General features: G+C 58.2%; 12 protein-coding genes and 1 tRNA gene. 3 read left to right on the top strand and 10 right to left on the bottom strand.

All coding sequences use genetic code 11. The annotated features are described in order from the left end of the window. Positions 1 to 713 precede the first annotated feature (713 nt). Together radC and SY26_RS00930 are read right to left on the bottom strand one after the other, a co-directional pair. Complete coding sequence (gene radC / locus SY26_RS00935; RefSeq protein WP_045999578.1) at positions 714 to 1,505, bottom strand: DNA repair protein RadC; 792 nt, start codon at positions 1,503 to 1,505, stop codon at positions 714 to 716. 391 nt (positions 1,506 to 1,896) lie between these two features. Continuing rightward, positions 1,897 to 2,646, bottom strand: coding sequence for an SDR family oxidoreductase (locus SY26_RS00930; protein WP_045998912.1), 750 nt, complete (start codon positions 2,644 to 2,646; stop codon positions 1,897 to 1,899). Positions 2,647 to 3,235: 589 nt separating this feature from the next. On the opposite strand from SY26_RS00930, the gene SY26_RS00925 reads away from it, so the two are divergent. After that, positions 3,236 to 3,544 carry a DUF1153 domain-containing protein gene (locus SY26_RS00925; RefSeq protein WP_045998911.1) on the top strand — a complete coding sequence of 103 codons (309 nt, stop codon included), beginning with the start codon at positions 3,236 to 3,238 and terminating at the stop codon, positions 3,542 to 3,544. Positions 3,545 to 4,372: 828 nt separating this feature from the next. Here the strand turns inward: SY26_RS00925 and SY26_RS00920 are convergent. Further along, entirely contained in the window at positions 4,373 to 7,537 is a 3,165-nt protein-coding gene (locus tag SY26_RS00920; protein WP_198143073.1) for a hypothetical protein, read from the bottom strand. A gap of 20 nt (positions 7,538 to 7,557) precedes the next feature. Then, on the bottom strand, positions 7,558 to 7,710 hold the full coding sequence (locus tag SY26_RS20895; protein ID WP_157020371.1) for a hypothetical protein: 153 nt from the start codon (positions 7,708 to 7,710) through the stop codon (positions 7,558 to 7,560). A gap of 890 nt (positions 7,711 to 8,600) precedes the next feature. Here SY26_RS20895 and SY26_RS00915 point away from each other — a divergent pair. Further along, entirely contained in the window at positions 8,601 to 10,082 is a 1,482-nt protein-coding gene (locus SY26_RS00915; protein WP_157020370.1) for a class I SAM-dependent DNA methyltransferase, read from the top strand. Next, complete coding sequence (locus SY26_RS20890; protein WP_157020369.1) at positions 10,079 to 11,017, top strand: hypothetical protein; 939 nt, start codon at positions 10,079 to 10,081, stop codon at positions 11,015 to 11,017. The genes SY26_RS00915 and SY26_RS20890 overlap by 4 nt, the downstream gene beginning before the upstream one ends. Here SY26_RS20890 and SY26_RS00910 read toward each other — a convergent pair. The 6 genes from SY26_RS00910 to SY26_RS00885 form a co-directional block, all read right to left on the bottom strand. Beyond that, positions 10,945 to 12,032, bottom strand: a protein-coding gene (locus tag SY26_RS00910; RefSeq protein WP_139599857.1) for an IS3 family transposase whose coding sequence is annotated in 2 segments (ribosomal slippage) — positions 10,945 to 11,783 and positions 11,783 to 12,032 — 1,089 coding nt in all. Because the reading frame shifts where the segments join, the coding sequence is not laid out codon by codon here. The genes SY26_RS20890 and SY26_RS00910 overlap by 73 nt on opposite strands. Positions 12,033 to 12,097: 65 nt before the next feature. Further along, positions 12,098 to 12,622 carry a DUF6538 domain-containing protein gene (locus tag SY26_RS20885; RefSeq protein WP_139598322.1) on the bottom strand — a complete coding sequence of 175 codons (525 nt, stop codon included), beginning with the start codon at positions 12,620 to 12,622 and terminating at the stop codon, positions 12,098 to 12,100. 61 nt (positions 12,623 to 12,683) lie between these two features. After that, positions 12,684 to 12,759 (bottom strand) — tRNA-Phe (locus tag SY26_RS00900). A gap of 112 nt (positions 12,760 to 12,871) precedes the next feature. Further along, positions 12,872 to 13,033, bottom strand: a complete 162-nt coding sequence (locus tag SY26_RS00895) for a DNA gyrase inhibitor YacG (protein WP_045998908.1) — start codon at positions 13,031 to 13,033, stop codon at positions 12,872 to 12,874. Continuing rightward, on the bottom strand, positions 13,033 to 14,088 hold the full coding sequence (locus tag SY26_RS00890) for a ribonuclease E/G (RefSeq protein WP_045998907.1): 1,056 nt from the start codon (positions 14,086 to 14,088) through the stop codon (positions 13,033 to 13,035). The genes SY26_RS00895 and SY26_RS00890 overlap by 1 nt, the downstream gene beginning before the upstream one ends. Beyond that, entirely contained in the window at positions 14,085 to 14,687 is a 603-nt protein-coding gene (locus SY26_RS00885) for a nucleoside triphosphate pyrophosphatase (protein ID WP_064503531.1), read from the bottom strand. Before SY26_RS00885 ends, SY26_RS00890 begins: the two co-directional genes overlap by 4 nt. Between the last annotated feature and the right edge of the window lie 3 nt (positions 14,688 to 14,690).

The raw sequence follows: 14,690 nt of genomic DNA, 5'->3' as shown, positions 1-14,690 counted from the left end.
AAGCCACATGACGGATTGTCAAGTTTGGCCAGCCCAGACGCGGGGATTCATCTGTAGAGAAATCCCCGCAAACGCTCCTGATAGCGCGTAGCGCATCTGAACCACCACCGTGCAAATCCGGCGCGCTATCGCCTGATCGGAACGCCAAATTTGCGGACGTACATGTCGCCGCAACACGAGAAAACCTACGCTGTCAAGGACGGGCAGCACGCGAGCTTCTGCATGCATTGAAACTTCAGCTCTGCGAGATGCCTATTTCGGGATAGAGAGATCTGTCCGCGAACTTGGCGGCAGAGTCGCAGGTTCTATTGAGCCTAGGTACCATGCTACAGACGCACAGACAGTCATGTCCCTCCTCGGTATTTGTACATTCAATCGCGGAGCAACAAGGTAATTAGGGCCGGCTGTAATGTTACGAACGTGTCCTGTTCCCTGCGCGATGAAATGATAGCAACGAGCGTCAGTTCTGAGACTGATCCAGTCGCTACCTGACATAAGGATTTACCAACAAGCCGGCACGCCGTGGCCATGCCGACCAGACCAGAACCGATCCCAATCACAGGAACCGCGTCCGATTCGGACGGGTCCTTTTCGTTACTCGACCAATATCAAGTCGATCCGATTATGCCCTCGCTCGGTTCCACCGTGGGCATCATATCGATTGGATACGGCACAGTATGACTGGTCTCGGCGGCGGCCGATACCCGGATGGACTACAACAGCCCCTGCTCCCGGAATGACGCCTCCGCATCCTTGCCGATGATGACGTGATCGTGGACCGAGACATCGATCGCCTCACAGGCCGCCGCAACGCGGGCGGTCATGGTGATGTCCTCGTCACTGGGGGTCGGATCGCCGGAAGGATGGTTGTGGACCAGGATCACGGCGCTTGCGTTCAGCTCCAAGGCCCGCTTGGCCACCTCGCGGGGATAGACCGGCACGTGCCCGACGGTACCGCTGCCCAGGGCCTCATCGGCGATGATCGTGTTCTTGCGATCCAGGAACAGCACCCGAAACTGCTCGGTCTCGCGATAGGCCATGCAGGTGCGGCAATAAGAGATCAGCGCCTGCCAGGACGATAGCACCTCGCGCTGCAGAACCTTGGCCTGGGCCATCCGCTGCGCGAACGCGTCGACCAGCCGCAGTTGCAGATAGACCCAACGGTCCGCGCCCTCGACCTGCCGGATGCGATGTTCGGATGCGGCGACGACGCCGTTCAGGTCCCCGAATGTGGCAAGCAGGCGCTTGGCCAAGGGCTTGACGTCGATCTTCGGCACGGCGTTGAACAACAAAAGCTCCAGCATCTCGTAATCGGGCATCGGCGCATGACCGCCCTCAAGAAAGCGGGTCCGCAGCCGTTCACGATGACCCCAGTAATGCGGCCGGGCGGTCCCGTCGGTCCCTGTCACCAGCCCACCGCCCGCCGCGGCGTCGGGTTTCAGCCGGTCCGTCATGCGGAAGGACCTGGTGAACGCGGGCTCGGTCACCGCCTCGGGGGGCGGCATGCGGGCCTCGAGGTCGGCCAGACCCTTGAGCGCCTCTTCAGAGAACCCGCCCGGTGATCGGACCGGAAGCTCGACCGTATCCCGCGCCTCCTCCGTCTGCGACGCCTGCACCTTGCCGCTTCGACCCCAGATCATGATGCGCCCCCGTCATATCGAAATACGATGCCGGGCAATCGCCTTGCGCATTCCCGGCCCTCAGCGGGCCACATTGCGCACATAAGGTAAATCAATCCTTAACGGGCAACACGGCAGGCACCGAAAATGCGGGCTTGCTGCAGGAAACTCATTGCCGGTTGCCCAAGCCACGACGTGCGTTTCATTACCGCGGTTGGTGCTGAAGCAGGGGACCAAGATCTCTCGCACAGGCCTGCATCGTCGCTCTCTCTGCCACTCAGGAGATCAGGCCCACACGCCGCCGAATGGCCTCGTCGCGCAGCGAGATCTCGGCACCCAGAAACGCATCCGCATCCGACCCGCACATCCACAGCAGTGCACGTGCGGGCCATTCCGGCGGGATATGCACCGTCCAGTCCAACTGGCTGATCGGATTGACGCCGCTGTCGCGGATTGCCGCCTGCATGTCTGTCGCCACGGTACCCGGCGACAGGCTGATCGCCCGAACGCCGTCCGCCCGCGCCTCCTGATCCACCGCGCGCGTCAGCATCAATGCGCCTGCATTGCTGGCACAATATGCGCTCCACCCCTCCTGAGGAGCATGGGCGGCGCCCGACCCCACCGTCAGGATGGTCCCGCCGCCGGCGGACCGCATGACCGGCAGTGTGGCACGGATCCCGTAAAAGACGCCCTTCAGGTTGATGTCGATGGCCTGCCCCCAGGCATCCGGATCGGCATCGGCCATGCCGGCGATCGGTCCGATGACACCGGCATTGTTGATCAGAACGTCCAACCGGCCCGCGCGATCACAGAAGGACGCGACCGCCCGCTCCATGTCGGCGGCACGTGCGACATCGCCTTCCAAAACCATGCCGCCAAGTTCGTCGGCCAGCGGTGAGATCGCGCGTGCATCACGGGACATGAGGCCGACGAGCGCCCCGGCCTCGGCAAGCACCCGCGCCGTCGCCGCACCGATGCCCCGGCTTGCCCCGGTCACCAGAACCCCCTTGCCCCTCAGATCGACCATTCCTCACTCCTGCCTTGCCATCAGTTTCACGGACACGGCCAGCAAGCCGGTCCACCAGACTACGACATTACGGCACCGCTGCGTGCATCCCAAGCCGCCTGCGCCATGCAATCGCAGGAATTTCTCCAAATATGCGCCACAACCTGTGCGAAAAGGCAGGTTCTCAGGACAGTAAGTGTCGGCTAATTAAATTTGTATAGTTTATTGAGTTGGATTTTTCCTATGCACCAGAACCAGACCGATCTGCGTCCCGTCGTTTCGGCGAAAGACCTGGCGATGATCCTTTCTGCCATCGGCGCCTATTCCCACAACGCAGAGTTCCGCGACCTTCGCGACAGGCTGCAGCATCAGGCCGTCACCTGGGGCGTGTTCCGCGCAGGCTGAGCCCGATAGTTGGCTCAATTAACGCCACTGACATGCCTTCGGAATATAGACGATAAGTCACATCACGCGGCATGCTAGCTCCGTGTGGCGTCATATTCGTGATCCAATCGCAGCCTGTCCACAATCCAGACAATGCGTGGGCCCGCCAACCTCCCTTCCTGCCCACTGCACGCCTGTCCATCTATTGTCGCGTAAAAGGTTCACCATGTTCATTCGAAAGTCATCCCGCCTCCGCACCGTCACGATCGATGACGGCAGCATCCTCAGCGTCGCCGATCTGCCCGATGCCGACACGTGTTGGGTTGCCTCGCGCAAGCAGACAGTGGTGCTCGCCGTGCTGCACGGACTGATCGACAGGGATGATGCATTGCGGCGCTATGGCCTCTCGGACGACGAGTTCAACTCGTGGTGCCGTGCCAGCGCGGCCCGTGGAAAGACAGCCCTGACGGTGACCGCACTGCTGCAGTACCGTCAGCCACAATCTGATCAATCGACTGATACTTCTGCGGACTAGCTACAAAGGTCAGCATCGGCTTGAGCATCGGTCTTGCGATTGTTTCATCGACGATTACGTTTTGCCAAATAGCACAGCATGTGCTCGACAAGTCATCTCAGCTACTTAGGGGTCGTCGTGTAGTTTGACACCGACCGCGTGATGTGGCAAAGGAGCGCCTTTCGTTTCCAAAGGACATGCATTCGTCGCGGCTTTAATTTGCAGATTACTTACGGTGCTCCTAGTATAACCCTAGGTAATCACACTCACATTAAAGCGCAAAATGCCTACAGCCGATATGAGTTAATTGGCTGAGAATAGTGAGATTATTTGTGCCCGGAGACGGTGTCCTTGACCTTGCCGGTCTTGGTTAGGCTCCCGTTGCAGGCACCTTGGCAGCTATTTACCTCAACAAATCAATGGCTACTGGTCGTCCGAGGCTGTGTCAACGGGCACATATTGTACTACGGTATGTTCTACGGCTAGGGCCTGCTGAATAATGCTTCGGCAGTCGTTCAGATGTCCCCGGGGGGCGAGTGCCACCCCCACCCCTACCCGATACCGTATACATCCCCGACCGTTGTTGGGCGAAATAGCTAGTCAACCTGCGTTCATGGCTTAGCGGGCTGTTCAGTCGATGCACCGTGCGTTTTTCGTAATGTGACAGATCTTGAAATCAGGCGGGGTGGCCTTGGCTGTGGGTGATTTGCTGTACCGAATTGGGCGATGGTGATCAGAAGCGTCTAGTGACATGGCCGGATTGTTCCGTCGTCCGGCAGTCCAACACGGGGGCTCACGGACCTGCTATGGGGACAAGGTCTAATTAGATATCTATAGGACCTTGTCCCCTTAAGCCCAAAGCAGCCGTGGCTGATGAACCCCCGACCAACCCGAACCGGTGATCTCCGGATCGCCATTCTCGAGGTAAGCAACCCAATCAGCGAAGGGGATATGCCCAGCTGAGAGGTTGATGGATGACGCGGCAGGAAGCCGTTCTGCTTGCTGGTTAAGGAGTATGAACAGGTGCTGATGAGTGGCAGTACGGCCCGCATTCGTAGCTTTGAACTCGATGACAAGCAGGCCTGTCTGAGAAAGAATTGGTAATGCCCTCAGCCGGCTGGGGTCCTTGACCCGACTCCGCTGCAACATTTTCTTGGCTTGGGGGGCATTCGTGGCCAAGTCCGGACGCATCCGAAGAAGCCCCGCGGCAGACAGCGGGACATTACCCTTGCGGATCAATTCAATCTCCAGCCGATCAGGCATCAACTCGTCAAAGCGGACAAACTGATCCACCGGCATTTCGACTGGCAGATTGCCGAGCAGAATGACATTCTTGACGAATGGTGCATGAACCAGACGAAGCCGGGCGATGGCCTGGATAGTTTCTGCTTCTCGACTCTGCCGGTGCAAGGCCTCGATGCGTTCATCTGTGAACGATCTGACCTCTACACCGGATTGCGGATGAGGGTTTGCGCCACTTTGCAGATAGCCCCTCAACACCGTGGGCAATCGCGGTAGTGCCGTTCCCGTCGCAGGTAAGAAGCTTGCCTCATCGTGGCATAGGGGCTGATCAGCGGCCCAGAATACAGCCCTAGCCTTTATATCGATGGTCCAAGCTGGTGGAGAATTCCGCCCTGTGATGAATACGGCAGAAGCGTGCTCCGCAGCATTGCTGCCCCGAACGTTCTGGAAGTGATTGACCATAACGCTCTCGTCCAGATCACTGCGTTCCCGAAGCTGGTCTGCGAGTTTCTTGTGGCTGATTAACAGCGGATGCTCGCCCAGTCGCGCCCAGACATTTAGGATACTTACGAGATCAGCTACCGGGGCTGTGTCTCCATTCCAAAACGAGTTGCTGCCGGTGCGGTCGTAGACCTGCGTGGTGAAAGCGCGCTGCTCGATATCGATCGTACGAAATTCAACAGGGCCTACGATCTCTTCAAGCAGGTCCTGATCGCCAGTGGCATCTAAGATTAACAGAGGCACGTTGTCTGGGATCTCGGGACTGTGCAGTCGTACTATGACGGCTTCGTCAGTGCGTGGGTCATAGATAACACGCTCCACCTGCGTGCGGTTCTTGAGGCTAAGTTCCTCACGCAGGACCTCCAGAAGCACGGACAAGCTCCTGTGCAGCGTCGCGCTCGGCAGGGTGACCGGCTTGTTACCGGCGGCCATGAAAGGTGCCGGCGGCCGAAGATGGTTCAGTTCCACATCACCTAAATCCGTCGGCACTACACCCGCCGTCTGTAGAGACTGTAGGAGCGGCTGTCCCGTAACCAAGGCATCCGCGAATAGGGCACCAATATTGGGGTGACGAGGCGTCTTGATATGCCTACGGATGTCAGTTAGCCGAACAAGTTCTTCCTTGATCAGGTCATTGAGGAAGGCCTCGTCTATGATAACTAGGTCTGGATCGTTCTGGATGGGGTTCCTCGGCAGGCCCAAGTAGCTGTGGACCCCAATACGGACCACATTGCCTTGTGCCGTAGCTAGACTGGGGTCACGAAATTGTTCAATGTAGCCACAGGCGTCGTAGAATTCACAGTGTTGGCCATCAGCCGAACGGCAAGCTTTATGGAATATCCCAACGCCAGACTTCCTCAAGCTTTTCACATAGTCCGCACGACGACACAGGATCGGCAGGTTTCCTGAACTTCCGCCATCGCGCGGAACAACGTGAACGACCTTTGCAGCTACAGGTACGCCTGCCTTAAGCTTCTCAACATATTCGGCAGCAAGGTCGTGACGGGGCACGTAGATTTCGATACGCATACCGAAACGACCGGCAAGAAATGCCTTTAGGTGCTCAATAACCTGCCGGGTCTTTCCGGCACCCATGGTCACCCGCAAAGCAAGCCGTGGTTCCCGCTCGGATAGGTTGGAAAAGAAGCGGGTCAAGGCTTCACCAAGCGCCTTCATCCCAGTTTCGCGGTCAACGAAGGCAGGTGCAATAGACGGTGCATGAGTGGGATAAAGAGTGGTCGCGTCTTGTCGGCTGGTAAAGTCGTAGGTCCCTGTCCGCAGCTTCTCCAGTCGTTGCTCAGCTTCGACCATAGCATCCAAAACGGACCACTTGCCATCTGAGATATCGGCGCCTTTGCTGAACACGGCCCATGTCATCTGAGCTAGTTCTTCGACGGCGATCTTCTCGGCTTGCCCTGCCTTCACAACAGCCGTGGTGGCCTTGTTGCTGGCCTGCAGCAAGAACATGCGCCGTCCATCAACGACTAAATTCGTATTAGGGTCACGTACAATCCTGGTGCCGCTAAAGCCTGCCGGTCGCCCAGCCCGTCCGCGTCTCGTCGCAGATGCCGAGGTAGGCGCAACCTCAAATTCATCAGGTACAGTCACGGTAGTGACTTGCCGGCCTGCACGGTAAAATCCAGAGCGGTCAGGCATGGGATCACATACGCCGTCTGCAAGCACTGGGGCAGCCGTATAGTGCGGTTGAACTGGATTGTAGACTGCCAGATCCACTGGGTATCCCTGCAGCCAAGCCTTTAGCTCGTTGTCCCTGACAGGACGATCTAGCCAAAACCATAAGTGGAGCCGGATGCGATTCGTCTTGACGCCCATTGAGCCAGAAAATTGGTACCAGCAGTCGACCGTGGCGAATTCCGGGGGCAAGTGAGCTATGGCTATGGAGACAAGGCGCTCTTTATTAGCTCGAAAGTCGTCGACGTCGGAAGGAAGCGGCAATTCATCGATATCGATCATACACCATTCGCGTGGGCAGGCCTCGAACGTCGCCGGCACACCGCCTTGAGGCTTTAATAGGCGGCGCACGCCGCTACACGAACGACCACAAATTAGCTGACCACGGATCACAAACTTCGATGGATTACCTTCTAGATTTCCCAACGCTTCGCCAAGACTTTGGAGATCGGTCACGTCCAGCCTTGCGACGTCATGACGGAAAGAACGTGGTACTCTTTCAATCACCAGCGTCCCCAGATCGTTCCTAGTAATGAATTTTGCTGCAGGTCGCCCGTCCTCAGTGGTCAGAACGGTCACTGTCTCTGTCGCACGTTCACTCACACGGTCGTTCCTGCTTGCATCCAGCGGAGCACCACTAGGCCTTGCCACATGATGACACCCGCAAAATCGCGGCGCTCGCCATACTGCACAAAGCGGTAGACGTAATCCTGGACTCGGCTTTTCCGCGCTCGGGTCTCGCCATCGTTCATCAGGTCTCTCTCTCGCAACTTCGTTGAAATCCCATCTAGCACACATCAGGTTTGATTCGTAACTTATTGTTAATAATAAATAAGATTACCCTAACTGAGGTAACTACAACGGTCGCTTTTGGGGACCAGTTAAGGGAACTTACGGTGAGGATCGCTATCGGCTGTTTTTGTATGACCTGACCCACCGGTCGAAGCGCAGCCCTCTCGCCATAGCCGGTTAGTCATGATGCCAAACGATTTCGGAAAAACGGGGGGCGCGAGGCATACAGGGCTGCCAGAGTGGCATGTGTGCGGATGATTTCCTTAGGAAAATAGTGGAACCAACTGGGAAGAATGTTGCTGGCCCCAACCCTACCAAACACCACCCGGACATCAGGAGCACAGCGCGCTAGTCTTTATCCGGTTGCCACCCCCTAGCGGCTCCTGCATCTAGGTCTAACGCTTCGGTTGGAGTTGATCGGCGGCATAAGGCATGGGGAAACATGACATCAATGAGCAAAGAAGAGCCCAACGGCGTCGAATATGAAGAGGCGGCAGTGACCGTCGTCGACCCGTCTGAAAATAGCCCCATGACGATTGGTGGGAAGCCCGCACCTATTACGATCACTGATTACATTTCGGGCAAAGAAGTTCGTGCGACACCCGAAGAGGTAGACGCGGTGCAGGTCTTTGCGCGTAGACTTGTTGATGAACTAGGGTACCCCAGGACCCATATTCAGACGCGCCCTCAGTTTCGGGTCCGCTCGACGCCTTCCGCTACGAGGGCGAAGAGCTACCCTGTTGATATAGTCGTATTCTCATCGGGCAACAGGCTCGAATCCGATGCTTAAATTGTTGTGGAGTGCAAGAAAAAAACGCGCAAAGACGGCGAGGAGCAGCTCAAGATCTACATGACGATGTCGTCGGCGCAAATCGGTGTTTGGTTCAATGGACTGGACCACCTTTACCTTTTGAAAGAGTACCGTGAGGGCGGGGAAATCCACTGGTCAACTCTTCCGACCTTGCCCAAGTTCGGGCAGACGGTTGCGGAAATTGGCACGCTTCACCGGCGAGACCTTATCGCACCTACTAACCTTAAGTCGGTACTTAGGGACATCCGCAATCATCTCGCCGGAAACACCACCGGAATTACTCGTGATCAGGGTCTTGCCATCGAGATCACGTCAGTACTATTTTGTAAAATCTACGATGAACTCAATACTGCGCCCGACGACCTGCCGCAGTTCCGCACGGTGCACCGGGAACCTTCCGATCGCATAAAAGCGCGCATTGACCAGCTATTCGATGCGGTGCAGCAGGAATACCCGGACGTCTTCCGCGAAAACGAGGAAATCGGCCTTGATCCCGAGAGCCTCCGTTATGTGGTAGGCGAACTGCAAAACTACTGCATACTCGAAGCCTCACGTGATGCCATTGGCGACGCGTTTGAGGTGTTCATAGGACCCGCTGTGCGTGGGGAGGAAGGCCAGTTCTTCACCCCCCGAAACGTGGTACAGATGATGATAGACGTTATCGACCCGAAGCCCACAGAGACCGTTATTGATCCAGCTTGCGGGTCAGGCGGGTTCCTTATCGTTGCGCTGGAGCATGTTTGGAAGACGCTTGAAAATGAAGCGGCGGATAAGGGATGGAGCGAGGCTATTCTTGAACGCCGAAAGCGCGAAACGGCGCAACGGGGTTTTCGAGGACTTGATAAAGATTCGTTCCTTACGAAAATTACAAAGGCCTACATGGCTATAATTGGTGATGGACGTGGCGGCATCTTCTGTGAGGATTCCTTAGCGCCTCCCGCGGTATGGCATGAAGATGCGCGGCTTAAAGCAAAAATGGGTAGCTTTGATGTTGTGCTTAGCAATCCACCATTTGGTTCGAAAATAAAGGTGACGGGTGCCCAAAAACTTGGGCAATATGAGCTAGCGAAACTTTGGACGAAGCCGTCCAAAGGTCAGACAGATTGGACCGCTGGAGGAAAGCGTCGTACTGAGCAATCGCCACAGATATTGTTCATCGAGCGCTGCGTGCAACTCCTAAAGCCTAACGGGCGGCTCGGGATTGTCCTGCCGGAGAGTATTTTCGGCATGCCTGTTTATGGCTATGTGGTGCAATACTTGATGGATAACTTCTCGCTGCGCGGGTTTGTCAGTTTACCAGAGGAAGTGTTTCAGCCCTACACCCATGCGAAGACATGTGTACTGTTTCTGCAGAAACGTCAGCCCGATCAAGCTGAGAATATTGAAATGGCGATAGCGGATTGGTGCGGTCATGATAGCCGCGGCAACCCTACTGTGCGTTTGACAGCGCAAGGCATGGAGCTGCTTGACGATCTCCCTGAAATTGCAACGCGTATGGCGGCTAAAGGAATCTGGGCATGACCTCCGACAGCGATAGCCATCTGTCCTTCACAGTTGCTCGGTCTGAGCTGCGCGATCGAATTCTGATACCGAAATACTATGACCCGGAACTCGAGGTAGCAGCTCGATGTGCGGAAGAAGACTTCGTGCTTCCTAGGCTAGGTGACCTTCTTCTCCCCGGTGCAGAAGGGTCACGACTTGGATCATGGATTCGGCGCGAGCACTACGGCACTGGCCAGATCCCCTATGTCCGCACCAGTGATTTAAACGGATGGAAGATCCGGTCAGACTACAAAAAGGGGGTGTCATCCACGGTGTATGCTGGCGTCGCCGAACGACAGAACGTGCAAGCGGGGGACATCCTATTTGTGGCCCATGGCACCTACCTTGTGGGAACGGTGGCAATGGTGACCAAGGACGATCTTCCTTTAGTGCTACAGGATCACGTTTTTCGCTTACGTCTCGATCCTGAGCTTGATTTGCCTGGTGTTGGCACTATCGACAGCTGGCTTGTGTTAGCTGCACTTTCCACGCAATTCGTCCGGCGGCAAGTTCGGGTCCGTCAGTTCTCCGCGAACATCATCGATAAGGTGGGTGAGCGTCACCTTGAACTCCGGCTGCCTGTGCCTCGTGATGAAAATAAACGCGAAGCTATATCGAAGGATGTACGTAAGGTCGTCGAGGAACAAGGGCGCGTTCGCAGCAAGATATCTTCTTTGTTAGGGTCGAAATTGCGGATGACCCGCGAGCGTGCGGCTACGAGACACGGCTTCTCAATCAGTCGAGAAAAGCTGACGCATCGGGTATTAATTCCGAAATACTATGACCCGGAACTATATGCCCGGGTAATCCTCCCCGTTTTAACGGGGTTTGGTCGTAGAACTCACGCAGCCATTTTCAGTTTCTGTGCGGGTGTTATGCCGCCGATGCCCATGTTGGGTCGCTCGTTGTTGTAAGTCCAGAGCCAGTCGGTTGCGATACTCTGTGCCTCCGCGATGGTTTCAAAAATGTAGAGGTCGAGCCATTCATGGCGGACGGTGCGGTTGTAGCGCTCGACGTAAGCGTTCTGCTGCGGTTTGCCGGGCTGGATGTGGGTCAGGACAATGCCCTGCTTTGCGGCCCAGATTGCCAAGGTTGCGCTGATGTATTCCGGGCCGTTGTCGACCCTGATGGCCATGGGCTTGCCGCGCCACTCGATGATCTGGTTCAGCGCCCGAACCACGCGCTCGGCCGGAAGCGAAAAGTCGACCTCAATGCCCAGACCCTCGCGGTTGAAGTCGTCGAGCACGTTCAGCAGCCGGAATTGGCGACCATCGGCCAGACGGTCGGCCATGAAGTCCATGGACCACACGAGGTTCGGCGCGTCTGGAACCGAGAGCACGTCCGGCTTGTGCCGCTTGATGCGCCGCCTTGGCTTGATCCGCAGGTTCAGTTCCAGTTCGCAGTAGATCCGGCGAACGCGCTTGTGGTTCCAGGCATGGCCACGGACATTGCGCAGATACAGGAAGCATAGGCCGAAGCCCCAGGTTCTGTGCGCCTTGGTCAGGCCCTCAAGAAGATCCGCGATGGTCTCGTTCTCGGCACAGCGCTTCGGGCTGTAACGAAAGCACGTCTCGCTGACCCCAAATGTGCGGCAGGCCAGCGCAATGCTGACCCCCTTCGTTGCCACCGCCCTCGCGGCCAACTCGCGGCGTTGAGCTGGCCGCGTCACTTTTTTCCCAAAGCTTCCTTGAGCAGGTCGGCCTGCATGCTCAGGTCCGCGAACATGCGCTTCAGCCGCCGGTTTTCATCCTCCAGCGCCTTCATCTGGCTCATCATGGACGCATCCATACCGCCATACTTCGCCCGCCATTTGTAAAAGCTCGCGCTGCTGATCCCATGCTCTCGGCACAGCTCCGGCACCGCAACACCGCCTTCGGCCTGGCGCAGCACAGCCATGATCTGCGGCTCGGTAAATCGGGTCTTTCTCATTCGAATCTCCTCAGCTCACGCTACGAGAAAATTCTACGAATAAACCCCCTTAACGATGGGGAGGATTACCTACCGAATATGCGGGTGATACTGCTCCCGGCCATTCCTCGTGCGACCAATGCATCCCGAAACGCGTTTGCATCTTTTCGCGTATAGTCGCTCAAGCCTTTGTCGCCGCAGACATCAATGACATAGCCGCAGGAACGTTCAGCTGCCCGCCGGAAAGTTTCTGGTTTCCCGCACCCCTTGAGGCGAATGTACGTTGCCACACATTCAGAGAGCTTAAGCTGATTATTGGTGAGGGAAGGCTCATCTGGTTGTGGAGAAGCTGCCTGCTTGCTCATGTTCAATCGTAACATATGCTTGCCCGGTAGCTCGCTATCCTGTGCTCTAAGATGAAACCAGTATTCATCGAGTTGGCTGGCTGCACGAACCGCTCGTGCCGCCGCAACAGCAACCGATCTAGTTCGCAGCGAGTACGCAATCTTGTTTGAGGTGTAGTGCTTCTGCAGTTCCACAGGAATGCGCCGCACGAAGTAGAACACCCCCTCCTTGATAAAAGTATGAGGTGCTAATTTGTATACCGCCATGTTCTACGCCTTTGCCAAGATCGGACTTAGCTGAGGCTTTTCAATAGCTTGAATAAGCAAGTGGTGCCCGGAGACGGATTTGAACCGCCGACACGCGGATTTTCAATCCGCTGCTCTACCAACTGAGCTATCCGGGCCCCGGTGGACCCTGGCGGGTCTTGGGTAGGCGGTGTTTACGAAGCGACGGCAGAACTGTCCAGACCGAATCTGCGGTTTTTCGACGACCTGCGGCGCTTTTCGGCGCGCTGCTTAGTCGTCACCGGCATCATCGTGCGGCAGGTCCTCCAGCGGCGGGCCGGGGATGACATAGGCTCCCCGCAGCCACTTGGCCAAGTCGACATCCGCACACCGCTTGGAACAGAAGGGACGATACTGCGGCTGGCTGTCCTTTTTGCAGATCGGGCAGGCCATCACGCGTCCCCGCTTGCGGAGGCCAGTCGTGCCAGCGGCACGCGGTCACGCTTGCGCGTCAATTCGTAGAGACCCATCGCGGTCCAGCCGACCAAGGTCGTTTCCGACCCAGCCCACCGGAAGGCCCCCTGCAGGACCTGATCCAGCGTCGCGCGGTCTCGCTTTGGCATAGGCGCAAAATCGACCACGATCTGTCCGCCCAGACCGCGCAGCGCCAGTTGCCGGGGCAGTTCGCGAGCCAGCGCGATATTTGCCTTCAGTCCCGCAGCCAGCGAGGTGTCGTTGCCGGTGTTCACATCGACCGCGACCAGCGCACGGGTTGCCTCGATATGCGCGTCGCTGCCGCCCGGCAGGGGCACGCGGGACGACAGCAGAGCATCGACGGCGTCGAGCACGCCGCAGCGATCAAAGCTGTCTTCGCCTTCCTCGACGGCGTCGGGGGCGGGCTCGGCCCAGTCCATCCATGCCTGCTCCCACGGCGTGGGCGCGTCCAGCAGCAGTTCCGGCGCGCCCACGATTTCGGCGCAGACGCGATCCGCCAGTTCGATCAGGTCGTCCAACTCGGCGCGGATGTCGTCGTCTTCCGCGTCCAGGCAGACGCTGCGGAGGATCAGGCCATGATCGCGATCGCCCAAGGACGCCCGGCCGATCGCCTCCAGCTCATCCCGGCGATCCTCGTCGCGGATGCTGCGCGACACGTTGACCCCCGGCGCGCCCGGCGTGACCAGCGCGTGACGGCCGCGAAACAGCAGCCGCGTGGACAGGGGCACGGCTTTGCCGTCCTCGGCCACGCCCGCGACCTGGACCAGCAGCGGCTTGCCCTCGGACACGCCCTTGCGATCGCGCAGATAGCCTGTCTGGCCATCCGGCAGGCGCAGGAACACGCCGCCCTGCCCCTTCATGAAGCGGTCGGTCGAGGCACGACAGATCGCACCGGGCGCCAGCGCGGTCAGCGGATCGCTGGCGACCAGCAGGTCGATCAGCTGACCGTCCTGCATCAGGGCTGCGGCTTCGAGGCCAAACAGATGCCCCAGAACGACTTGGCGACCCTTCATCGGGCGTCTTCCTTGATCTTGGGATGGATGCCGATCGCGGCCAGCATGGCGGCGGTTTCCGACAGAGGCAGGCCGACGACGGCCGAGAACGACCCCTCCAGCCACGGGATGAAGGCGGCCGCCGCCCCCTGGATGGCATAGCCGCCCGCCTTGCCCTGCCAGTCGCCCGCATCCAGGTACCGCTCCAGCGCGGCCGGATCGATCGATCGCATGCGGACCTTGGTCTCGACCAGGCGCAGGGCGGTGCGGGATCCGTGGCGCAGCGCGATGGCGGTCAGCACGACGTGCCGGCGCCCCGACATCAGCCGCATGAAGGCCGCAGCCTCGTCCCGATCGGCGGGCTTGCCCAGGATGCGGCGGCCCACGGCAACCGTGGTGTCGGCGGTCAGCAGTGCCTCGCCCTCGGCCAGATCCAGCGCGGCGGCCTTTTCGGCGGCCATGCGGCGGACATAATCACGGGGCGGTTCGGCCTTGCGGGGAGTCTCGTCGATATCGGCGGGGCGCAGCGCGTCGGGAACGATCCCGATCTGGGCCAGCAGTTCCAGCCGCCGCGGGCTGGCTGATCCCAGGATCAGCCTGGGGGGCGTATCGGCCATCATGCG

The sequence above is a fragment of the Paracoccus sp. 228 genome (assembly GCF_000967825.1).
GTDB classification, from domain to species: Bacteria; Pseudomonadota; Alphaproteobacteria; order Rhodobacterales; family Rhodobacteraceae; genus Paracoccus; species Paracoccus marcusii.
The sequence above is the reverse complement of the archived record's forward strand: the minus strand, read 5'-3'. Positions and strand labels throughout refer to the sequence as shown.

What these genes read in the sequence shown, in the direction of transcription:
- SY26_RS00895 (WP_045998908.1), bottom strand. Translation starts at nt 13,033, where the DNA reads ATGGCCTGCCCGATCTGCAAAAAGGACAGCCAGCCGCAGTATCGTCCC.
- SY26_RS00915 (WP_157020370.1), top strand. Translation starts at nt 8,601, where the DNA reads ATGACGATGTCGTCGGCGCAAATCGGTGTTTGGTTCAATGGACTGGAC.
- radC (WP_045999578.1), bottom strand. Translation starts at nt 1,505, where the DNA reads ATGCCGCCCCCCGAGGCGGTGACCGAGCCCGCGTTCACCAGGTCCTTC.
- SY26_RS00925 (WP_045998911.1), top strand. Translation starts at nt 3,236, where the DNA reads ATGTTCATTCGAAAGTCATCCCGCCTCCGCACCGTCACGATCGATGAC.
- SY26_RS20895 (WP_157020371.1), bottom strand. Translation starts at nt 7,710, where the DNA reads ATGAACGATGGCGAGACCCGAGCGCGGAAAAGCCGAGTCCAGGATTAC.
- SY26_RS00890 (WP_045998907.1), bottom strand. Translation starts at nt 14,088, where the DNA reads ATGAAGGGTCGCCAAGTCGTTCTGGGGCATCTGTTTGGCCTCGAAGCC.
- SY26_RS00885 (WP_064503531.1), bottom strand. Translation starts at nt 14,687, where the DNA reads ATGATGGCCGATACGCCCCCCAGGCTGATCCTGGGATCAGCCAGCCCG.
- SY26_RS20885 (WP_139598322.1), bottom strand. Translation starts at nt 12,622, where the DNA reads ATGGCGGTATACAAATTAGCACCTCATACTTTTATCAAGGAGGGGGTG.
- SY26_RS00930 (WP_045998912.1), bottom strand. Translation starts at nt 2,646, where the DNA reads ATGGTCGATCTGAGGGGCAAGGGGGTTCTGGTGACCGGGGCAAGCCGG.
- SY26_RS20890 (WP_157020369.1), top strand. Translation starts at nt 10,079, where the DNA reads ATGACCTCCGACAGCGATAGCCATCTGTCCTTCACAGTTGCTCGGTCT.